The following is a 19,933-nucleotide window of genomic DNA, read 5'->3' as shown; positions in this document are numbered from 1 at the left end:
ATTCTGCTACGTGTTGCATAAAATGCAACTAGTTGCACAAAGTCAACGGGATGCGGTCGGATGCGGTTGTCAGTCGACGTTGGCGGCACATTCACTGACCTGGTCGTGGATGACGGCGCGGGGCTGCTCAAGGTCTACAAGTCGCCGACCACCAGCCCCGACCCGATCGAGGGCGTCCTCGACGTCGTAGCGCTGGCCGCTGCCGGGGAGGGCCGGACGACGCAGGCGTTGCTCGCCGCGACCGACATGTTCATCCACAGCACGACGCGGGCGATCAATGCCGTGGTGACAGGCAAGACGGCCCACACCGCCTTTCTCACGACCCGGGGCCACCCCGACATCCTGCTGGTACGCGAGGGCGGGCGGACCGACGCCTTCAACTACCGTATCCCGTATCCGGCGCCCTACGTCCCGCGCTCGCTCACCTTCGAGGTCGAGGAGCGGATCGGCGCCGACGGACGCATCGTCCGGCCGCTCGTCGCAGCCTCGGTGCACGACATCGCCGACCGGCTGAAGGCGGCGGGCGTCGAGGCCGTCGCCGTCTGCCTCCTGTGGTCGATCGTCAATCCGGCCCATGAGCTGGCGGTGGCTGCGATCCTGGCCGAGCGGTTACCGGGCGTGCCGGTGACCTTGTCGCATCAGCTCAACCCGTCGCTGCGCGAATACCGCCGCGCGTCGTCGTGCTGCATCGATGCCTCGCTGAAGCCTGTGATGACCCGCTATCTCCGCGCGCTCACCAGCCGGCTGGGCGAAAGCGGCCTCGCGGGAAAGATGTTCGCGGTCACCTCGCAGGGCGGCATTGCCGATATCGAGGAACTCGCCGAGCGGCCGATCCTGTCGCTCAACTCCGGCCCGTCGATGGCGCCGGTGTCCGGCCGCCACTATGCGCTGGCCGAGCACGGCCACACCGCCATCGTCACCGACGCAGGCGGCACCACCTACGATGTCAGCCTGGTGCGCAACGGCGCCATCCCGTGGACCCGGGAAACCTGGATCGGGCCGCTCTATCAGGGCCATATGACCGGCTTCCCCTCGGTCGACGTCAAGAGCATCGGCGCGGGCGGCGGCAGCATCGCCTCGGTCGACGGTGGCGGCATGCTGCACGTCGGCCCGCAAAGCGCCGGCTCAAACCCCGGCCCGGTCTGCTACGGGCGCGGTGGTATCCATCCGACCGTGACCGATGCCGCGCTGGTCTTGGGGTATATCGATCCCGATTTCTTCCTGGGTGGGCGGATGGCGCTGGCCGTCGAGGCCGCCCGCACGGCCATCGCCACGCAGATCGCCCAGCCGCTCGGCCTCTCGCTCGACGATGCGGCGCTCGCCATCATCGAACTCGCGACCGAAACGATGATCAATGCGATCGAGGAGATCACCGTCAAGCAGGGCATCGACCCGGAGGACACCACCATCGTGGGCGGCGGCGGGGCGGCGGGATTGAATGCGGTAGCCATTGCGCGGCGCCTGAAATGCCGCACCGTGCTGTTCCCCGAGGTCGGTGCGGTGCTGAGCGCAGCCGGCGCGATCATGTCCGAGTTGCGCCGCGAGTTCGTCCGCACCGAGTTCATGCGGGTGAGCCATTTCGATGTCGCCCGTGCCAATGTCATCGTGGCCGGGCTGCGAGCCGAGGCGCAGGCCTTCCTCGACGGCAACGTCGGTGCCGGGCGCGACACGGTCATCGACTATTTCATCGAAGGGCACTATCCGAGCCAGGTGTGGGAGATAGAAGTTGCGCTCGAAGGGCCGATCTTCGATGCCACGGTCGGCGCCGCCAACCTCATCCGCGACTTCCACGCCCGGCATCGCGAGATCTTCAGCTTCGCCGACGATCATGACGAGGTCGAGATCGTGAGCTGGCGCGCCGTGGCGCGCTCGCGGATCGCGGATTCGCGGGCTGGCTTGCGCCTCGCCACGGCGCCGCCCGCTACGGGGGAACGAGTGCGCTCCATGGTGTTTCGCGATACCGGGCGGCTCGACGCCCCGGTCTACGATCTCGACGCCCTGCCGCAGGACCATCCGGTCACGGGGCCGGCCATCATCGAATCGAGCTTCACCACCATCGTCGTCGATCCGGGCAGCCGTGCCGTGCGCCAGCCCGCCCAGATCGTCGTTGAACCGTTCCTCGGCCGTTTGGCCGGGCAGGGAGGCTGATCGCATGGACGGTGCACCGCCCAGGATCGATGGCGTCAAGCTCGCGATCATGCAGAAGCGCTTCGAAGGCGTGACGCGGAAGATGGCCAACACGCTGCTGCGCACGGCGCGCTCGGGCGTCATCAACACGGCGCGCGACTTCTCCTGCGCGCTGGTGACCGCCGACTGCGACCTGTTGACCGCCGCCGACAGCTACCCCATCCATGTGCTGCGCGGCGCCGACCTGATGGCCAGGGCGATTCTGCACTTCCATCCCGACGTCAAGCCGGGCGACGCCTTCCTGCACAACTCGCCCTATCACGGCAACACGCACGCCGCCGACCACACCATCCTTGTGCCGGTTTTCGACGACAGGGGCGTACATCGCTTCACGGTGCTGGCCAAGGCCCATCAGGCCGATTGCGGCAACTCGCTGCCGACGACCTACATGGGCACGGCGCGCGATGTCTATCAGGAAGGCGCGCTGATCTTCCCCGCGGTTCGCGTGCAGCAGGACTACCGGGACAATCTCGACGTCATGAACATGTGCATGATGCGCATCCGCGTGCCCAACCAGTGGCGCGGCGACTATCTCGCCATGGTGGGCGCGGCGCGGATCGGCGAGCGCGAGATCGTCCGCATGGGCGAGGAACTGGGCTGGGCCGCCGTTGCCGGCCATGCCCGGCAATGGTTCAATTTCAGCGAACGCCGCATGGTCGAGACCATCGCCGCGATGCGGAGCGGGCGGGCGCGCATGACCTGCATCCACGATCCGCTGCCCCAGAGCCCTGGCGACGGCATCGCGGCCAATGCCGACGTCATCGTCGACAGCGCGGCGGTCCGCATCACGGTCGATCTTACCGACAATATCGACTGCCTGCCGGTCGGCGTGAATCTGAGCGAAGCCTGTTCACGCACGGCGGCGATGGTCGGCGTCTTCAACAGCCTGCCGCAGTCGGTGCCGGCCAATGCCGGCAGCTTCCGGCGGGTCGACGTACGCCTGCGCGAGAACTGCATCGTCGGCATCCCGTTGCATCCGACCTCCACCTCGGTGGCGACGACCAACCTCGCCGACCGCGTGACCAGCGCGGTGCAACGGGCGATGGCAGAGATCGATCCGGCGCTCGGCATGGCCGAAGGCGGCGCCGGCATCCCGCCGGCCTCGGGGGTCATCTCGGGCCGCGACCCGCGGCATGGCGGCGCGCTGTTCGTCAACGAGGTGATCCTGGCCGGCGGCGGCGGGCCGGGCACCTTCAGCAACGACGGCTGGCTGTCGCTGTTCACAATGGGCAATGGCGGCATGCCATTCTATGACAGCATCGAGATCGACGAACTGCACCATCCGATCCGCATCGAGACGAGGCGTATCGTGCCGGACAGCGAGGGCGCCGGTACCTATCGCGGCGCGCCGGGCGTGCTCACCGAGTTCCGCCCCGTCGATTGCGACATCGAGATCGGCTTCGTGAGCGACGGCACCGTCAACCCGGCCCTGGGGGCGCGCGGCGGCCAGCCGGCCATTCCGGCGCGCCAGTTCCTGCGCGCCGATTCAGGGGCAGTGACGCCGCTCGGCACCAGCGAGCAGGTCACCATCCGCAACGACCAGCTCATGGTCTCCTATTCCAACGGCGGAGGCGGTTTCGGCGATCCGGCGAAGCGCGACCCGGAAAAGGTCGCCGAGGACGTCCGCGAAGGTTGGATCTCGGCCGCACGCGCGACGACGGTGTACAAGGTTGCTCTGGACGAGACGGGCAGGGTCGACGTCGTGACCACGGCCGCCTTGCGGGCGTGATCGAGGCGGCCTGTGGTCAGGCGACCAGCTTCTGGCCTTGGTACTTGCGTAACGGCAGCACGTGATCGATGACCTTCTGAAGGTCGTTTTCGTAGTCCGGGAAGATGAAGCAGACGCCGGCGATGCCGCTTTCGACCAGACCGTCGAGGTAGGCCGCCACGGTGGCGTAGGAGCCGGCGACATAGGGGATCGCCATGAAGGTCTGGACCGCGAGATCCTTGTAGGTGGCGCGCGAGAAATCCTGACCGGCGTTGCCCGACCACTCCTGCAGGGCCGCGCGATCGCTGGTCTCGATGAAGCGGTCGCGCAGCGCAAAGGCCGCTTCGTCGGTTTCCTCGGCAATTACCGTCAGCAGCACATAGGATCCCACGGTCTTGCCGTGCGGCCGGGCGGCGGCCTGCAGCTTCTGGTTCAGGCGGGCGAGATCGGCCAGGCTGTCGTCCTGGCCACCCAGGAAGCTGTAGTCCGCGTGCTCGGCCGTGAACTGGATGCCGCGGTCGGACTGGCCGGCGCAGACGATCGGGATGGGGCGCGACGGCTGCGGCAGCGATTTGCAGTCGTCGAGCTTGAAGAAGCGGCCGTCATGAGACGTCCGGCCGGTGTGCCACAGCTTGCGCAGCACCTCGAGGTATTCCGCTGCATAGTCGTAGCGGTAGCCGAAATATTCGTCGCCGCGCCACAGGCCCATCTGGAGGTATTCGAACTTGTTCCAGCCCGAGACGATGTTGACGCCGAACCGGCCGTTGCTGATGTCGTCGATCGTCGAGGTCATCTTGGCGATGACCGCCGGGTGGATGGTCGGGATGGCGACCGAGGCATAGAGATGGATGCGCGACGTCACCGCGGCGACCGCCGACATCAGCGAGAAGGATTCGAGGGAATAGTCCCAGTGGTTGGTGACGCCGCCGAAGCCGCGCCATTTGACCATTGAGAGCAGGAAGTCGAAGCCCGCGGCCTCGGCGATCAGGGAGTTCTTCTTGTTGAGTGCCCAGGTCGGGAAATATTGCGGCGGCGCCTCGGTCGACATGATGGCGCCGCCTTTGGCGTTGGGCAGGAAGATTCCGAGCTCGAGGGCACGCATGATCGGGCAACAATCTTTCGCGAGTTGAGCTGCAACCGCCGAAAGCTGTGCAAGGATCTTGCCAACGTGCAAACGAGTTGCATGGAGATCAAAGAGGAGGCGTTGAGCCGAATCGCGCGCAAACGCCCGCGCCGCGAATCGCGTCGCCTGGAGGGGGGCGGGCCTGGTCAGAACGCCAGCAGGTTGTCGCGGAAGAGCTTGTGCGGATAGCCGTCGCGGATCAGGCCGCGGCGCTTGAGGGCCGGAGCGAGGCCGTCGGTGATCTCGCTGATGGTGCGGCGGGTCACGCCGTCGGTGATCATGAAGCCGTCGCCACCCATTTCCTGCGCTGCTTCACCCATCTCGGCGGCGACGCTGTCGGGCGTGCCGACGAAATCGATGCCGCCGCTCGCCGGATCGGTCAGCATCTCGCGCAACGTGGCCTTGCCGGTGCCGCTGGTCAGCAGCGTGGTCAGCCCGCGCGAGGCGTTGGTCTGGACGGCGCCCAGCGGTTCGTCGAGGGGAAACTTGGAGAAATCCACGCCGCTCAGGAAGGAGAGTCGCGCCAGTCCGGCCTGCAAGTCGCCGGCGCGCGCCGCATCGGCGCGAGCCTTCTTGACTCGGGCTTCCTCCATGGTCTCGCCGAGCACGAGGCTGACCGAGAACATCACCTTGCAATCGTCGGGATTGCGGCCATGCCCTACCATGCGGGCGCGCACGTCGTCGCGATAACGCTTCGCCGCGGCCGCGCCGCGGGCCACGGCCACGATGGTGTCGGCGTATTTCGAGGCGAAGGCGCGACCTGCTGGCGAGAGGCCGGCCTGGCAAATGACCGGCCGGCGTTGCGGGCCGGGCGGCATGTTGAGCGGCCCGCGCGACTTGAAGTACTTGCCGACGAAGTCGATGGGATGGACCTTGCGGTAGTCGGCATACATGCCGGTTTCCGGATCGGCGACGACGGCGCCCGGTTCCCACGACTGCCAGAGCTTGTCGACGACCTGGATCCACTCGTCGGCGATCTCATAGCGCAGGTCATGCTCATGATGGCGCTCGAGGCCGAAATTCTGCGCCGTCCGGTCGTTGTGCGCCGTCACGAGATTGAGCCCGACCCGGCCGTTGGTCAGGTGGTCGAGCGTCGCGCCCAGGCGCGCAGCAAGATAGGGCGGGTAGAAACCCGTGGTCATGGTGGCGACGATGCCGAGATGGTTCGAGCCGTGGGCAAGCAGGGGGACCAGTGGCATCGGGTCGTGCTTGGGCACTGTCGAGGCGTTGTGCAGGTACCATTCCGGCGAGCCCTGGTAGGCGTCGGGCACGAACGAGCCGTCTTCGATCATCACATAATCGAAGCAGGCCCGCTCCATCGCTCGCACGAGGTCGATGTAGATGTCGGGCTGCATGTAGTCGGTGCCGATGGTCCCCGACCATGGCTGGTTCCAGGCATGCACCGAATAGCCCCGGCCGATGAACCAGCCCATGTGAAACATTGATCAACCTCGATCGGAAAGCCGCTCGGCTTGCGGTTTCGATGCGGTAACACGAAGCATGGAACATGCCATCGCCGAAGCGATGCGCGTTGCTATCGAGTGGGCGGCGCCAACGTGATCGTGCCGACGGCGCTGCGGTTGACCTCGGCGCGGCTGCCGGCGATCTCGATGTAGCTCAGGCTCTGCCAGCGCTGGACGAAGTTGCGGGCCCACGGCGACAGCATGTTGCCCGACTGGCCGAGCGGCATGGCGAAGCGGCTGTTGTCGAGGTCGCTGAAATCGTAGACGCCGCGATAGCCCGCGCCATGGATCGCCTCGAACGGCCGGCTGCCGCGGTAGGAGGGCTGGGCGCGGTTGAGCGTCTGGCCGCCGCCGTCCGAGGGGAAGCGCACCGAGGCGATGTCGCGCAGCAGCGGTATGCCGTCGAACATCGGATGACGGTGGGCGGCGTCGTGCTCGATGCCCCACTGCCAGGTCTCGATGTCCGGCCCTTGCCGCCGGCTGATCCAGGCGAGCGCACGATCGAGCGCCAGCGCAATGGCGTCCTCGCAGGTCTCGACCTGGCGCGTGCCGCCGTCGTCGCACCAGCCCGGCTTGTCACGGATGATGCGCAGCAGCAGCGGCACGTCGGGCGAGGCCATCGACTGGAAGAGTTCCGCGCCCAGCTCGTCGGCCATGATCCCGCGCTGCAGTTCCCAGATCCACGCCGTGTAGATCAGCGGCTCCGGGCGGCTCGCCAGCATGAAGCGGTTCCAGCTCTTCAGCATGGCATGCGCCTTGGCGGCGCGCGCGTTGCGCGGCGTTCCCTTCAGCAGCACGGGCAGCATGTCGTCGGCATCGAGCGTTCGGTTGTCGGCCTGCATGACGATCATGCCGTAGACCGGATGGCGCTCGACCTCGCGCAGCATCTCGTTGGCGCGGCGCTGGCGATAGGGATCGGCCCAGTCGCGGCTGATGAAGTGGCGGTAGTCGTCGGGCACCAGGCGGGCGTTGGCGTTGACGATGATGCCGCTCGGCGGATTGTAGACCTTCGGCAGCTCGTCGAACGGCACGAAGCCCGCCCAGTCGAACTCCGACGTCCAGCCCGGCACCGGCATCGAGCCGTCGCCCTTGCGGCGGATCGGCACGCGGGCGGGCGCGATCAGCCCGACATTCCCCGCGGTGTCGGCGTAGACCATGTTCTGCATCGGCGAGACGATGCGCCGGGCGGCGGCCTGGAAATCCTCCCAGTTCTGCGCCAGGCCGAGCCGGCCGAAGCCTTCGGCCGAGGTATCGGCGCCGTCCAGCGCCGTCGCCTGCAGGGCAAGGACGTGGCCCTGGGGCGTGAGGTCATCGTTTCCGGTGCGCTGGATGAAGTCGTCGATCACCGGCCCGTGCCGCGTCTCGCGCACGCGCATGGTGATCGGCTCGCCCCAGCGCACGTTGATCGTCTCCTCGCGTACGGCGAACGGGCGCGGCCCGTCGGGCGTGATGTAGCGGTTGGGATCGGTCGGATCGACGCGCTCGATGAACAGGTCCTGGCTGTCGAGGTTGGTGGTGGTGAAGCCCCAGCCGATCGTGCCGTTGTGGCCCAGCACGACCGCCGGCGAGCCGGGCGAGGTGGCGCCGCGGATGTCGAAGCCCGGTCCGACCAGCCGCGCCAGGTACCAGGTGCCCGGGAAACCGAGGCCGAGATGCGGGTCGTTGGCGAGCAGGGGCTTTTCCGACACGGAATGGGTGCCCGACAGCACCCATTCGTTCGAGGCCTCGCGCTTGCGCGTGGCGATGTTGTCGGTCTCGCGATAGAGCCGGTCGAGGTCGGTGCGCTTCAGGGCCTCGTTGGCCATCGACAGCGTGGCGTCCTGGTTGTCGCCCACCGGCTCGATCAGGAACTTCACGGTGTCGGCGCCGATCTTGCGCGAGAGGCGGAGGCGCAGCAGCTCGGCGCGCCAGTTGCCGTCGAGGCTGAGCGCCATCAGCTTGGCCCACACCAGAGAATCGGCCGCCCGCCACGGCTCGGGCTTGTAGGAGCCGCCCGACAGCAGCTTGATCAGGGTGAGCTCGAGGCCGAACTGCTGGTCGTCGTCGCCGATCCAGGCGTTCACGCCGGCAGCGTAGGCCTCGATGGTGCCGCGCATGCCGGGCGACAAGGCGTTCAGGCTCTCGGTCGCGCGACGGTAGAGGCCGAGGCCGCGCATGGTGCGGTCGGTGTCGACGATGCTCGAGCCGATCAGGCGCGGCGGCAGCAGCTCCGCCAGGCGCCCCTGGCCCAGCCGGCGCAGCATCTCCATCTGCCAGAAGCGGTCCTGGGCGTGGACGTAGCCCAGGCCGAACGCGGCATCCTCGATCGAGCCCGCGATGATGTGCGGCACGGCGTTCTTGTCGCGCAGGATCTCGACCGGCGCCTTGAGGCCCGCGGCTTCGATATGGCCGCTGTACGGCGGCAGCGCGCCGCGCACCTGGAAGAAAGCGCCGGTCAGGAACACCAGGATCGCGAGAACCGTGCCGGCCACGAACTTCCCGAGGCCGACGGCGAGTCGGGCAAGCCGACGCACTGACTAGCCGCCAAGGAAAGAGAGAATGGCGTCGCGGTCGCTGTCGAGGTCGGGCGCGGGCCGCCGCGTCTTTGGATCTTCGAAGGCCGACATCTTCAGCGGGTTGCCGGCGAGCTTCAGCGTGCCGCCGCTGCCGTCGGGCGCCTCGATCAGCATGTTGCGCGCCGCCACCTGCGGATGCTCCAGCGCCTGCTTGATGTTGTTGATGGGGCCACAGGGTATGCCGGCCTTGCCGATAACGGCCAGCCAATGCGCCGTGGTGTTGCCCTTCAGCACCGATTCGATCTCGTGCTCGAGCTTGCCGTGATGCTTCTGGCGCAACGCGTTGGTCTTGTAGCCCGGGTCGGTCGCCATGTCGGGACGGCCGAGCGCCTCGCAGGTCTTGACGAACAGCCCGTCATTGCCGGCGGCGATGATGATGGCACCGTCCGACGTCTTGAAGGCCTGGAACGGCGTGATGGTGGGGTGGCGCGCGCCCAGCGGGCCGGGGACCTCGCCCTCGACCGTGTAGCGCATGATGGCGTTCTCGAGCAGCGCGAGCTGGCAGTCGAACATGGCGATATCGACCTTGGTCGATTCACCGGTCTTGAGGCGATGCACCAGCGCGGCGTTGACCGCGACGGCGGTGAACAGGCCGGCGCCGACGTCGCCGATCGACATGCCGACACGTGCCGGCGGCTGGCCCTCGTTGCCGGTGATGCTCATGATGCCGCCCATGCCCTGGACCACCATGTCGTAGGCGGGGTCCTTGGAGTTGGGGCCGGTGTGGCCGAAGCCCGACGCCGAGGCGTAGATCAGCTTGGGATACTTCTTGTGCAGCGTGTCCCAGCCATAGCCCAGCTTCTCCATCGTGCCGGGGCGGAAGTTCTCGACGATCACGTCGGCCTTCTCGAGCAGCTTCTCGAAGGTCTTGCGGTCGCCCTCGGCCTTGAGGTCGAGCGCGATGCTCTCCTTGCCGCGGTTGACCGAGGCGAAGTAGGTCGACTTGCCGTTGACGAACGGGCCGTACGCCCGCGCATCGTCACCGCCCTTGGGTGGCTCGACCTTGATCACCCGGGCGCCCATCTCGGCCATCAGCAGGGTGCAGTAGGGGCCGGCCAGGATGCGCGACAGGTCGACGACGACGACGCCCGACAACGGGCCCTTGGTAGCTTGGGTCATGATGGTTTCTTAACCAGTGGCCCGCCGCGAATCCAGCTGGCCATTTCACCGCACGGTCCGGCAAGGCTTAACGTGCGGCTCGCCTTGAATCGAGCCAGACGTTGGCCGCGGCTGCGCCGATCACGATCACGCCGCCAAACAGGGTCAGATCGTCCGGCTTTTCGCCGTCGAACAGCCACACCCAGACCGGGCCCAGCACCAGCTCGAGCAGGCCGAGCAGGGCGGCCTGTCCGGCCGGAATGCGCTTCAGGCTCGCCATGTAGAGCAGCAGGCCGCCGGCGAGCTGCCCCGGGCTCAGCGCCAGCAGCCACGGCACCTGCTGCCAGGTGACGTTGCCCGGCTCGGCGAAGGGCAGGGCGATCAGGCCCGAGATCACGCCGGCCAGCCAGATCGCCGGCGCCATGCCGACGTCGCGGCGATGGCGCACCACAACGTAGTTTCCGCTCATGCACAGCACGACGATAAACGCCACCGCCATGCCGGCGAGCGCGCCGGCCTGCACCGAGCCTGCAACGCTGATACCAAGACCGACCACCGCCGCTCCCATGGTGAGGATCGTGTGACTATGGATCGGCTCCCCGAGGAAGACGCGCGCGAGCAACGCGGTGATGAAGGGCGTGGCACCGAACATCAGCAGCACGTTGGCGACCGGCGCGAGCCCCAGCGCCAGGATGAAGCTCACGAAACTTCCGGCAAGCAACACGGCGCTCGCGAGCAACGCAAGACCTGCATTGCGCACGTCGACCAGCACGCCACGGCGCTGCAGCAAAAGCAGTGGCAACATTGAGGCAACCAGGAAGGCTGATCGCCAGAACGACACATCCCATGCCGGCAGATGGATGTGACGCACGATCACTCCCGCCGTGCTGAAAATCGCCGCGGCGCCGACGGCACAGGCGATGCCGACCGCAGCGGTGGAACTCCGGGAAGTGGCGCGCGTTTTCATGGCAAGAAATTGTGAATACGGATTCGACGTGCCCCCGTCCATCGATTCCCTCGACCTGCCGCCGTTTCGACCCCGCTTCCCGTGGTGGAGCGCGGATTTGCAGACCATCGCGGTGCTGCTTGGCACCTATCAGTCGGATATGTCGCCGCATACCAGCGAACGCCTGTGCTTCTGCATGGCAGATCGCAGCGGCGACATCCTGGTGGGCATGCTCGATCGTCCCGCACTGCCGCAAGCGGGACGTCCCCTGGTCGTCCTCGTGCATGGCCTGACCGGCTGCGAGAACAGCTCCCACGTCCTGAACGCCGCGCGCCATCTCCTCGATCTCGGCTATCGCGTGCTGCGCCTGAACCTGCGCGGCTGCGGCGCCTCGCGTCCCCATTGCCGCGAGCACTATCACATCGGGCGCACCGCCGATTTCCGCCGTGTGCTGGCGCAACTGCCCGACGACCTGACCGATCAGGGCGTGGTTGCCGTCGGCTACTCGATGGGCGGCGCGATGATGCTGAAATATCTTGGTGAGGAGGGCGCGTTCTCGCCGCTGCGGGCCGCCGCCACGATCTGCGCGCCACTCGACCTGGTGCAGACCTGCGAGCACATGCTGCGGCCGCGCAACTGGCTCTATCACAACTACATCCTGGCCGATCTCAAGAAGGAGACGCTGGGCAAAGGCGGCGAGCTCACCGAAGAGGAACGCGAGATCGTGCGGGCGGCGAGGAGCGTCCGCGAATACGACGATCGCTTCATCTCGCCGCGCTACGGCTTCCGCGGCGCCGACGATTATTATTCGCTGTGCACGCCGCTCGCCTACATGCCGGAAATCCGCGTGCCCACGCTGGTGCTGGCGGCCAGCGACGACCCGTGGATCCCCGCGGGCTACTATCGCGACTTCAAATGGTCCGACAATCCCTCGCTGCTGTCGGTGATGGCCGAGGGTGGTGGGCATCTCGGTTTCCATTCGACCGACAGCGACCGGCCGTGGTGCGACACGGTCCTGGAGAAATTCCTGGAGCGGGTCTGATAGACTTTAGGGCGTGAGCCCGAGACCCGAACTGCCGCCTTTCCAGCCGCGCTTTCCCTGGTGGACCAGCGATCTGCAGACGATCGCAAACCGCTTTCGCGGCGCCGACGCGCTGGCGCCGCACACCAGCGAACGGCTGAAGTTTCCTTTGCCGGACGGCACCGGTGACACGCTGCTGGCGAGCCTCGATCGGCCGGCGACGCCGCGCCCCGGGGCGCCCCTGGCGATCCTCATCCACGGCCTGACCGGAGCGGAGGACAGCCGCTACGTCCTCAGCATGGCGCGCCTGCTGCTCGACCGGGGCAGCCGCGTGCTGCGGCTCAACCTGCGCGGCGCGGGGCCGTCACGTGCAGTTTGCGGCCAGCACTATTATGCCGGCCGCAGCCAGGACTTTCGGGCGCTGCTGACGGTCCTGCCGAAGGAACTGACGGCCGATGGCGTGGTCGCCGTGGGCTACTCGCTGGGCGGAGCCATGCTGCTGAAGTATCTCGGCGAGGAAGGCAAGGCGGCACCGCTGCTCGCCGCGGCCAGCGTGTCGGCGCCGATCGACCTTGCCGTCACCTGCCGCTACATGATGCGGCGGCGCAACCGCCTCTATCACCGCTACATCCTCGATCAGATGAAGGTCGAGGCCACGGGCGACGGCGCCGTCGTTTCGGCGGCCGAGCGCGCCGCCATCATGGGCTCGAGCACTGTTTGGGACTACGACGACTTCTTCATCGCGCCACGCTACGGCTTTGCCAGCGCCGAGGACTATTACGAGCGCTGCCGGCCGACGCGCTTCATGGGCGGCATCGGCATTCCGACCTTGGTGCTGGCGTCATTCGACGATCCCTGGATACCCGGGGCGCTCTATCGCGCGTATGATTGGGCTGGGAACCCGTCGCTCTCGCCGGTGCTGACCGACCAAGGTGGCCATGTCGGCTTCCATGGCACCGGCAGCCGCCAGCCGTGGAGCGACCTCGTTGTCGCGAGGTTCTTTGAACATGGCTGACCAGATGGCAATGATCGTGGGAGTGGCCTGCTCGCTGGTGGCGCTTGTGCTGGCCTGGCGCGCCTATCGCAGCGCCTCGGACGAGCATGAGAGACGCAAGCGGGAAAAGGAGAGGCGGGACTGACTTATGCTCTTCCGGACCGCGCGCGTCCTCGCGCGCTCATGATCATGAGCGGGCCTGGAGGCCCGCGGTCCGTCAAGATTAGCGGACGGTGATCGGCTCGGCGGGCGGGCCGTTTTTCAGCAACGCATCCAGCTGCATCGCAAGATCGAGCGGCTCGAAGCGCTCGCTGGAGGCAGCGATCTCGTCGGCGCGCCACCAGCGATGACCGAGAGTCCAGCTGCGTTCGCGCTCGTCGAGACCGGACGTATCGATCTCCGTGCGCGTGGTGCGGCCAAGGAAGAAGCGTTCCCGGTGCAGCACGTCCTTGCCGCGCCAGCTCATGCGCCGCTCGCGCTTCCACACCCAGCGCACCGGCCCGTCGACCACGATCGCCGTCTCCTCGCGCGCTTCGCGCACGGCGGCATCGGCGAACTCCTCGCCCGGGTCGACGAAACCACCGATCATCACCCAGAAGGGATCGAAATGCGGGTTGGCCGGATCGAAGACCCCCCGATCGTGCACATTGAACAGGAAGAGGCGGTCGTCGGGATCGAGCAGGATCAGCCGCGCCGAAGGGCGTTCGATCATTTAGCCTTCAGCAACCTCGCGGCATCGACCGCGCCATAGGTCAGGACGCCGTCGCAGCCGGCGCGCTTGAAGCCGGTCAGGGTCTCGATCAGCACCTTGTTCCAGTCGAGCCAGCCGCGGTCGGCGGCGCCCTTCAGCATCGCGTACTCGCCGCTCACCTGGTAGGCGTAAGTCGGCACGCCGAAGGCGTCCTTCACGCGGCGCACGATGTCGAGATAGGGCAGGCCGGGCTTGACCATCACCATGTCGGCGCCTTCCTCGATGTCGAGACCGACCTCGCGCAGCGCCTCGTCGGAGTTGGCGTAGTCCATCTGGTAGGTCTTCTTGTCGCCCTTCAGCGCGCCCGAGCTGCCGATGGCGTCGCGGAAGGGATTGTAGAAGGCCGAGGCGTACTTGGCGGCGTAGCTCATGATCTGGGCGTGGATGTAACCCTTGGCATCGAGCGCCTGGCGGATGGCGCCGATGCGGCCGTCCATCATGTCGGACGGCGCCTGGATGTCGGCGCCGGCTTCGGTCTGCACGATCGCCTGCTTGACCAGGGCTTCCAGCGATTCGTCGTTCTGCACATAGCCGTCGCGCACGATGCCGTCATGGCCGTCGCTGTTGAACGGATCGAGCGCCACGTCGCAGACGACGCCGATGCCCGGCACGTGCTTCTTCGCCGCGATGATGGCGCGGCAGACCAAGCCGTCGGGATTATAGGCTTCGCGTGCGTCGGGCGTCTTCTTGGCGGGATCGGTCTCGGGGAAGATCGCGATGGCGGGAATGCCGAGATCGCGCGCCTGCTTGGCGGCCTCGACGAAGAGGTCGACCGTCAGGCGATCGACGCCCGGCATCGACTCGACCGGCGTGCGGGCGTTGGTGCCTTCCTGCACGAACACCGGCCAGATCAGGTCGTCGACCGAGAGCCTGGTCTCGGCCACCAGTCGGCGCGACCACTCCTCGCGGCGGTTACGGCGCAGCCGCGTCGATGGATAGCGGCCCAAGGTCGTAAAGCGTTTCCCCATGGCGCACGTTTATAGCGGCTCAGGCCCTCGGAAGGCGACGGCGATAATAGGCATTGGGTCGCACCCCGTCGGCCATGTAGCCGCAGAAACCCGCGGCCAGAACGGCCTCGGCCAGAAGGTCGACCGCCAACGGCCAGCCGGCCTGGCCCCACAGTGCCACGGCGAAACGCCAGGCGATCCAGGTGAGGAAGCCCGCGCTCGCGACCAGCGGCGTCGCCGGCAGGCGCAGAAGGGTCATGACGACGAAGACGGCCGACCAGACGCCGGCAAAGCCGACGGCGATCATATAGCGGACGCCCACCAGGCGAAGCTGGTCGAAGGCGAAAAGCGCGCCGCCGATGGCCAAGATGCAGACAACGCCGGCCGCGAGCACGACCCAGAGCAATGCGCCGCCCAGCCGCGCCTCGGGCCGCGTCGCCTGTTCGCGCTCGGTCATGTCCCGCCAGGCCATGACCCCAGCATAGCGGTTTCATTGACTGCCCAGGACCCCCCGATATGATCCGCCGCGCATGGATTTCACCCTTTCCGAAGACCAGCAGGCCTTCCGCGATACGGCCCGGCAATTCGCGACCGACCGCATGCTGCCCGAGGCGGCGCGCTGGGACGCCGAGAAGATCTTTCCCGAAGAGGTGCTGCGCGAGGCCGCGGCACTCGGCTTCGGCGGCATCTATGTGAAGGACGATGTCGGCGGCAGTGGGTTGTCGCGGCTCGACGCGGCCCTGATTATGGAGGAACTGGCTGCCGCCTGTCCCAGCACGGCGGCGTACATCTCGATCCACAACATGGCCGCCTGGATGATCGACGGCTTCGGCGACGACGAGCAGCGCAGGCGCTTCCTGCCGAAACTCTGCTCGATGGAGCATTTTGCCAGCTACTGCCTGACCGAGCCCGGCGCCGGCTCGGACGCCGCGGGGCTGTCGACGCGCGCCGAGTTGTCGGGTGACCACTACATCGTGAACGGCACGAAAGCCTTCATCTCGGGCGGCGGGCGCAGCGACATCTACGTCGTCATGCTGCGCACCGGCGGGAAAGGGGCTGGCGGCATCTCGACGCTTGTTGTCGAGGCTGGCACGCCCGGCCTGTCGTTCGGCAAGCAGGAGCAGAAGCTCGGCTGGAACAGCCAGCCGACCGCCGCGGTGATCTTCGAGAACTGCAAGGTGCCCGTCGCCAACCGCCTCGGCCCGGAAGGTCACGGCTTCAAGATCGCCATGGCGGGGCTCGACGGCGGGCGCATCAATATCGGCGCCTGTTCGCTGGGCGGCGCGCGCGCCTGCCTGGAGACGGCGTCGCGCTATGTCGTCGAGCGCAAGCAGTTCGGCAAGCCGATCGCCGACTTCCAGGCGACGCAGTTCAAGCTCGCCGACATGGCGACCGAGCTCGATGCGGCGCGCCTGCTGATCTGGCGCGCGGCCTCGCTGCTCGACGCCAAGTCGCCCGAGGCGACGCAGGCTGCCGCCATGGGCAAGCGCTTTGCCACCGACGTGGGCTTCCGGGTCGTCAACGACGCGCTGCAACTGCATGGCGGCTACGGCTACTTGAAGGACTTTCCTATCGAGCGCTATCTGCGCGACCTGCGCGTGCACCAGATCCTGGAAGGCACCAACGAGATCATGCGCGTGATCATTTCGCGCAGGCTGTTGATGGGGTAGGCGAAGATTGACCTTCTTATTCCTCCCCCGTCATACGGGGGAGGATACAGGAGGGGTAAAGCCGCAGGGACGATCTCTCCAGGCTAGAGATCATGATCTGAAACTGACCATCATCCTGCGCGTGGCCTGCCCCCTCCTGTATCCTCCCCCGTATGACGGGGGAGGAAAGGAAAGTGACACGTTTTTGGAGTTGGAATGTCCGAGTCTGAAATCCTGTTTGAAATCAAAGACGGCCTGGGCGTGATCACGCTCAATCGGCCCAAGGCGCTGAATGCGCTGACGCACGGCATGATCCTGGAGATGGAGAAGGTGATCCCGCAGTGGGAGAAGGACCCTGCGGTCAAGGCCGTGATCCTGCGCGGCGCCGGCGACCGCGCCTTCTGTGCCGGCGGCGACGTCACCGGCCTTTATCGCGAGATGAAGGACAATCCCGCGGGCACGCTGCGCCGCGACTTCTTCTACGACGAGTACATCGTCAACCGCCGCATCTACCGCTACGCCAAGCCGTGGATCTCGCTGATCGACGGCATCGACATGGGCGGCGGCGTCGGCCTGTCGGCGCACGGCTCGCACTCGGTGGCGAGCGAGAAGTTTCTGTTCGCCATGCCGGAGACCACTATCGGCCTCTTCCCCGATGTCGGCGGCGGCTATTTCCTGACCCGCCTGCAGGGCGCGCTGGGCACCTTCCTGGCGCTGACCAGCCATCGCCTGAAGGCGGCGGATGCGCTGTGGGCCGGCATCGTCGATGCCCATGTGCCGAGTGCGAAGATCGGCGAGCTGCAGGCAGCCCTCGGCGCGGCCGATCTTTCGGGTCCCGACGCCAACCGCAAGGTCGATGCCGTGATCGCCCGCTTTTCGGCGGATGCCGGAATGCCGACGCTGCCGGCCTTGATGCCCGACATCGACCGCTGCTTCTCGGCGGACTCCGTCGCCGAGATCGTGGCCAAGCTGAAGAAGCAGCCGGGCGAGTGGGCGCAGAAGCAGCTTGCCGCACTGCTGAAGCTGTCGCCATTGTCGATGGCGATCACGCTGGAGCAGCTCAAGCGCTGCGCCAACCGCTCGTTCGAGGACACGATGACCATCGAGTACCGCATGTCTCAGGCGGCCATGCGGCCCGATCACGATTTCTTCGAGGGCGTGCGTGCGCTCTTGATCGACAAGGACCAGAAGCCGAGATGGAACCCGCCGACCATCGAGGGCGTGACCCGCGAGATGGTCGAGGCGCATTTCAAGCCGGTCGCGAACGACCTGTTCTTCGATTGAAAGGGAGGATGGCATGGCGAAGATCGCCTTCATCGGTCTGGGCAACATGGGCGGGCCGATGGCCGCCAATCTGGTCAAGGGCCAGCATCAGGTAACCGCCTTCGACCTGTCGGCGTCGGCCCTCGACACCGCCGTCGAGAAGGGCGCCAAGAAAGCCGCGTCGGCCGCCGAAGCCGTGAAGGGCGCGGAGATCGTGGTCACCATGCTGCCGGCTGGCAAGCATGTGCGTGCGGTCTACGAGAACGACGTGCTGCCCAACGCGGCCAAGGGCACGTTGCTGATCGACTGCTCGACCATCGACGTCGACAGTGCCCGCCACGTCGGCGAGCTCGCGAGCAAGGCCGGGCTGGAGATGGTCGACGCCCCGGTCTCGGGCGGTGTCGGCGGCGCCACGGCCGGCACGCTCACCTTCATGGTCGGCGGCACGGATGGCGCCTTCGCCAAGGCGCAGCCGGTCCTGGAAAAGATGGGCAAGAACATCGTCCATACCGGCGCGCCCGGCTCGGGCCAGGCGGCGAAGATCTGCAACAACATGATCCTCGGCATCACCATGATCGGCGTGGCCGAAGGCTTCCTGCTCGGCAAGCGCCTGGGGCTGGATGTGCAGAAGCTGTTCAACATCGTGTCGACGTCGTCCGGCAGCTGCTGGGCGGTGAACAACTACCTGCCGCTGCCCGGACCGGTGCCGACCTCGCCGGCCAACCGCGACTACCAGGCGGGCTTCACCGCCGACAACATGCTGAAGGATCTGAAGCTCGCCCAGCAGGCGGCGCAGACATCCGGCGCCAGCACGCCGATGGGCGCCGAGGCGGCGCAGCTCTTCAACATGTTCGTCAACGCCGGCGGCGGCGCCAAGGATTTCTCCGGCATCATCAAGATGCTCGAAGGAAAATAGCCGATGATCACGCTCTATGACCTCGTCTTCCAGGACGACCGCCGCCCGAGCCCGTTCTGCTGGCGGGCCAAGTTTGCGCTCAAGCACAAGGGCCTGGCGTGGCGCGATGAGCCGGTGGGCTTCACCGAGAAGCAGAAGATTGCCTTCGCCCAGTCGCAGACCGTCCCGGTCATTCACGACGGCCCCAAGCCGGTGAAGGACAGCTGGGACATTGCCCGGCATCTCGACAGCGCCTATCCGGAGAAGCCGTTGTTCGGGCCGGCGCTCAGTCATGCGCGCTTCGTCGCCCACTGGGTCGACGGCGCCGTGCACCTGGCGCTGTTCCCGCTCCTGGTCGGCGATCTCTACGATCGCGTCCGTCCGGTCGATCAGCCGTACTTCAAGGAATCGCGTGGCAAGCGCCTGGGCACGACCGACTTCGCGGGATTCCAGGCCAAGGCGCGCGAGAAGGGCGTCGACAATTTTCGCGCCGTGCTCGAGCCGGCGCGGCGCGTGCTGAAGGAGCAGCCGTTCCTCAGCGGCGAGCAGCCGGGCTACGCGGACTACTCCTTGGGCGGCGCCTTCCTTTGGGCGCGCGTCGCGACCCCGCTCGAGCTGCTGTTGCCCGACGACCCAGTCCATCCCTGGCGCGAGCGCATGCTCGACCTGTTCGACGGCATGGGGCGAAAGGCAAAGGTGGCGTGAAGTACGACGCCGTCATCTTCGACCTGCTGACGGCGCTGATCGATTCCTGGACGTTGTGGAACGACGTCGCGGGCTCGGCCGAGGCCGGCATGACGTGGCGCCGCCGCTATCTGGAAATCACCTACGGCTGCGGCTCTTACAGACCGTATGAAACCCTGGTGCGCGAGGCGGCGCGCGATGTCGGCCTGCCCGAGCGACTGGGCGGCGAGCTCGAGCGGCGCTGGCCCGAGTTGCAGCCCTGGCCCGAGGCCCATCGGGTGCTGGCGAAGATCCCGGTGCCGCTCGCCGTCGCGACCAACTGCTCGGTCCGGCTCGGCCGGCTGGCTGCCGGTCGCGTCGGCGTGCCGTTCAAGGTCGTGATCACGGCCGAGAGCGCGGGCTTCTACAAGCCCCGGCCCGAGCCCTACCGCGCCGTGCTCGCAGCCCTGGGTACGGCGCCTGAGCGCACGCTGTTCGTTGCGGGCTCGGCGTCGGACGTGCCCGGCGCCATGGGCGTCGGCATGCCGGTCTACTGGCATAATCGCGTCGGTCTTCCGCCACGCGATGATGCCCGGCCCGACCATCTCGAGCCGACCCTCGACAAGCTGGCCGGCCTGTTCGACCGGACCTAAGGTGCCGGCCAAAGCAG

At 67.0% G+C, this 19,933-nt stretch carries 18 protein-coding genes; 10 read left to right on the top strand and 8 right to left on the bottom strand.

The window, feature by feature from the left end; genetic code table 11:
• Window positions 1-60 precede the first annotated feature (60 nt).
• Both RSO01_RS16220 and RSO01_RS16215 read left to right on the top strand, forming a co-directional pair.
• Window positions 61-2,148: a hydantoinase/oxoprolinase family protein gene (locus RSO01_RS16220; RefSeq protein ID WP_147150160.1), complete on the top strand. Its 2,088-nt coding sequence runs from the start codon at window positions 61-63 to the stop codon at window positions 2,146-2,148.
• A 4-nt stretch (window positions 2,149-2,152) separates the two neighbouring features.
• Window positions 2,153-3,916 carry a hydantoinase B/oxoprolinase family protein gene (locus RSO01_RS16215; protein ID WP_147150159.1) on the top strand — a complete coding sequence of 588 codons (1,764 nt, stop codon included), beginning with the start codon at window positions 2,153-2,155 and terminating at the stop codon, window positions 3,914-3,916.
• Window positions 3,917-3,932: 16 nt separating this feature from the next.
• Here RSO01_RS16215 and RSO01_RS16210 read toward each other — a convergent pair whose 3' ends face one another.
• The 5 genes from RSO01_RS16210 to RSO01_RS16190 form a co-directional block, all read right to left on the bottom strand.
• A complete protein-coding gene (locus RSO01_RS16210) occupies window positions 3,933-4,997 on the bottom strand; it encodes an LLM class flavin-dependent oxidoreductase (RefSeq protein WP_147150158.1) in 1,065 nt (354 codons plus the stop codon).
• A gap of 167 nt (window positions 4,998-5,164) precedes the next feature.
• Window positions 5,165-6,451: an NtaA/DmoA family FMN-dependent monooxygenase gene (locus RSO01_RS16205; protein ID WP_246158468.1), complete on the bottom strand. Its 1,287-nt coding sequence runs from the start codon at window positions 6,449-6,451 to the stop codon at window positions 5,165-5,167.
• A gap of 101 nt (window positions 6,452-6,552) precedes the next feature.
• Window positions 6,553-8,994 carry a penicillin acylase family protein gene (locus tag RSO01_RS16200; RefSeq protein ID WP_147150156.1) on the bottom strand — a complete coding sequence of 814 codons (2,442 nt, stop codon included), beginning with the start codon at window positions 8,992-8,994 and terminating at the stop codon, window positions 6,553-6,555.
• Between the two features lie 3 nt (window positions 8,995-8,997).
• The gene (locus tag RSO01_RS16195; RefSeq protein WP_147150155.1) at window positions 8,998-10,155 is read right to left on the bottom strand and encodes a CaiB/BaiF CoA transferase family protein; all 1,158 of its coding nucleotides are present in this window, start codon (window positions 10,153-10,155) and stop codon (window positions 8,998-9,000) included.
• A gap of 67 nt (window positions 10,156-10,222) precedes the next feature.
• Window positions 10,223-11,101 carry a DMT family transporter gene (locus RSO01_RS16190; protein WP_170303108.1) on the bottom strand — a complete coding sequence of 293 codons (879 nt, stop codon included), beginning with the start codon at window positions 11,099-11,101 and terminating at the stop codon, window positions 10,223-10,225.
• A gap of 28 nt (window positions 11,102-11,129) precedes the next feature.
• On the opposite strand from RSO01_RS16190, the gene RSO01_RS16185 reads away from it, so the two are divergent.
• Genes RSO01_RS16185 through RSO01_RS49470 form a run of 3 tightly spaced genes read left to right on the top strand, consistent with a single transcriptional unit; the run spans window position 11,130 to window position 13,240 of the window.
• On the top strand, window positions 11,130-12,122 hold the full coding sequence (locus tag RSO01_RS16185; RefSeq protein ID WP_170303107.1) for a YheT family hydrolase: 993 nt from the start codon (window positions 11,130-11,132) through the stop codon (window positions 12,120-12,122).
• Window positions 12,123-12,135: 13 nt separating this feature from the next.
• Entirely contained in the window at window positions 12,136-13,116 is a 981-nt protein-coding gene (locus tag RSO01_RS16180; RefSeq protein WP_147150152.1) for a YheT family hydrolase, read from the top strand.
• Window positions 13,109-13,240, top strand: a complete 132-nt coding sequence (locus RSO01_RS49470; protein ID WP_281291464.1) for a hypothetical protein — start codon at window positions 13,109-13,111, stop codon at window positions 13,238-13,240. Before RSO01_RS16180 ends, RSO01_RS49470 begins: the two co-directional genes overlap by 8 nt.
• Before the next feature lie 78 nt (window positions 13,241-13,318).
• On the opposite strand, the gene RSO01_RS16175 is transcribed toward RSO01_RS49470, so the two are convergent.
• Genes RSO01_RS16175 through RSO01_RS16165 form a run of 3 tightly spaced genes read right to left on the bottom strand, consistent with a single transcriptional unit; the run spans window position 13,319 to window position 15,265 of the window.
• Entirely contained in the window at window positions 13,319-13,807 is a 489-nt protein-coding gene (locus tag RSO01_RS16175; RefSeq protein WP_147150151.1) for an NUDIX hydrolase, read from the bottom strand.
• A complete protein-coding gene (hemB, locus tag RSO01_RS16170; protein ID WP_147150150.1) occupies window positions 13,804-14,814 on the bottom strand; it encodes a porphobilinogen synthase in 1,011 nt (336 codons plus the stop codon). Before hemB ends, RSO01_RS16175 begins: the two co-directional genes overlap by 4 nt.
• 19 nt (window positions 14,815-14,833) lie before the next feature.
• Window positions 14,834-15,265 carry a hypothetical protein gene (locus RSO01_RS16165; protein ID WP_170303106.1) on the bottom strand — a complete coding sequence of 144 codons (432 nt, stop codon included), beginning with the start codon at window positions 15,263-15,265 and terminating at the stop codon, window positions 14,834-14,836.
• A gap of 58 nt (window positions 15,266-15,323) precedes the next feature.
• Between RSO01_RS16165 and RSO01_RS16160 the strand changes: the two genes are divergently transcribed.
• From RSO01_RS16160 to RSO01_RS16140, 5 genes are all read left to right on the top strand, one after another.
• Window positions 15,324-16,463 (top strand): acyl-CoA dehydrogenase family protein, encoded by a 1,140-nt coding sequence (locus tag RSO01_RS16160; protein ID WP_147150148.1) that lies wholly within the window; start codon window positions 15,324-15,326, stop codon window positions 16,461-16,463.
• A 195-nt stretch (window positions 16,464-16,658) separates the two neighbouring features.
• A complete protein-coding gene (locus RSO01_RS16155; protein ID WP_147150147.1) occupies window positions 16,659-17,726 on the top strand; it encodes an enoyl-CoA hydratase/isomerase family protein in 1,068 nt (355 codons plus the stop codon).
• A gap of 13 nt (window positions 17,727-17,739) precedes the next feature.
• Window positions 17,740-18,621 (top strand): 3-hydroxyisobutyrate dehydrogenase, encoded by an 882-nt coding sequence (gene mmsB, locus RSO01_RS16150; protein ID WP_147150146.1) that lies wholly within the window; start codon window positions 17,740-17,742, stop codon window positions 18,619-18,621.
• A 3-nt stretch (window positions 18,622-18,624) separates the two neighbouring features.
• Window positions 18,625-19,305: a glutathione S-transferase N-terminal domain-containing protein gene (locus tag RSO01_RS16145; RefSeq protein WP_147150145.1), complete on the top strand. Its 681-nt coding sequence runs from the start codon at window positions 18,625-18,627 to the stop codon at window positions 19,303-19,305.
• A complete protein-coding gene (locus RSO01_RS16140; protein ID WP_147150144.1) occupies window positions 19,302-19,916 on the top strand; it encodes an HAD-IA family hydrolase in 615 nt (204 codons plus the stop codon). The genes RSO01_RS16145 and RSO01_RS16140 overlap by 4 nt, the downstream gene beginning before the upstream one ends.
• Window positions 19,917-19,933: the final 17 nt, after the last annotated feature.

It is taken from the genome of Reyranella soli (genome assembly GCF_007992495.1).
Lineage (GTDB): Bacteria > Pseudomonadota > Alphaproteobacteria > Reyranellales > Reyranellaceae > Reyranella > Reyranella soli.
Note: the sequence above shows the minus strand (reverse complement) of the source record. Positions and strands in the feature narration are given on the sequence as shown.

Bases quoted from the DNA above. Each gene is read 5' to 3' on its own strand.
- RSO01_RS16220 (WP_147150160.1), top strand. From the start codon at position 61: ATGCGGTTGTCAGTCGACGTTGGCGGCACATTCACTGACCTGGTCGTG.
- RSO01_RS16215 (WP_147150159.1), top strand. From the start codon at position 2,153: ATGGACGGTGCACCGCCCAGGATCGATGGCGTCAAGCTCGCGATCATG.
- RSO01_RS16210 (WP_147150158.1), bottom strand. From the start codon at position 4,997: ATGCGTGCCCTCGAGCTCGGAATCTTCCTGCCCAACGCCAAAGGCGGC.
- RSO01_RS16205 (WP_246158468.1), bottom strand. From the start codon at position 6,451: ATGGGCTGGTTCATCGGCCGGGGCTATTCGGTGCATGCCTGGAACCAG.
- RSO01_RS16195 (WP_147150155.1), bottom strand. From the start codon at position 10,155: ATGACCCAAGCTACCAAGGGCCCGTTGTCGGGCGTCGTCGTCGTCGAC.
- RSO01_RS16190 (WP_170303108.1), bottom strand. From the start codon at position 11,101: ATGAAAACGCGCGCCACTTCCCGGAGTTCCACCGCTGCGGTCGGCATC.
- RSO01_RS49470 (WP_281291464.1), top strand. From the start codon at position 13,109: ATGGCTGACCAGATGGCAATGATCGTGGGAGTGGCCTGCTCGCTGGTG.
- RSO01_RS16175 (WP_147150151.1), bottom strand. From the start codon at position 13,807: ATGATCGAACGCCCTTCGGCGCGGCTGATCCTGCTCGATCCCGACGAC.
- hemB (WP_147150150.1), bottom strand. From the start codon at position 14,814: ATGGGGAAACGCTTTACGACCTTGGGCCGCTATCCATCGACGCGGCTG.
- RSO01_RS16165 (WP_170303106.1), bottom strand. From the start codon at position 15,265: ATGGCCTGGCGGGACATGACCGAGCGCGAACAGGCGACGCGGCCCGAG.
- RSO01_RS16160 (WP_147150148.1), top strand. From the start codon at position 15,324: ATGGATTTCACCCTTTCCGAAGACCAGCAGGCCTTCCGCGATACGGCC.
- RSO01_RS16155 (WP_147150147.1), top strand. From the start codon at position 16,659: ATGTCCGAGTCTGAAATCCTGTTTGAAATCAAAGACGGCCTGGGCGTG.
- mmsB (WP_147150146.1), top strand. From the start codon at position 17,740: ATGGCGAAGATCGCCTTCATCGGTCTGGGCAACATGGGCGGGCCGATG.
- RSO01_RS16145 (WP_147150145.1), top strand. From the start codon at position 18,625: ATGATCACGCTCTATGACCTCGTCTTCCAGGACGACCGCCGCCCGAGC.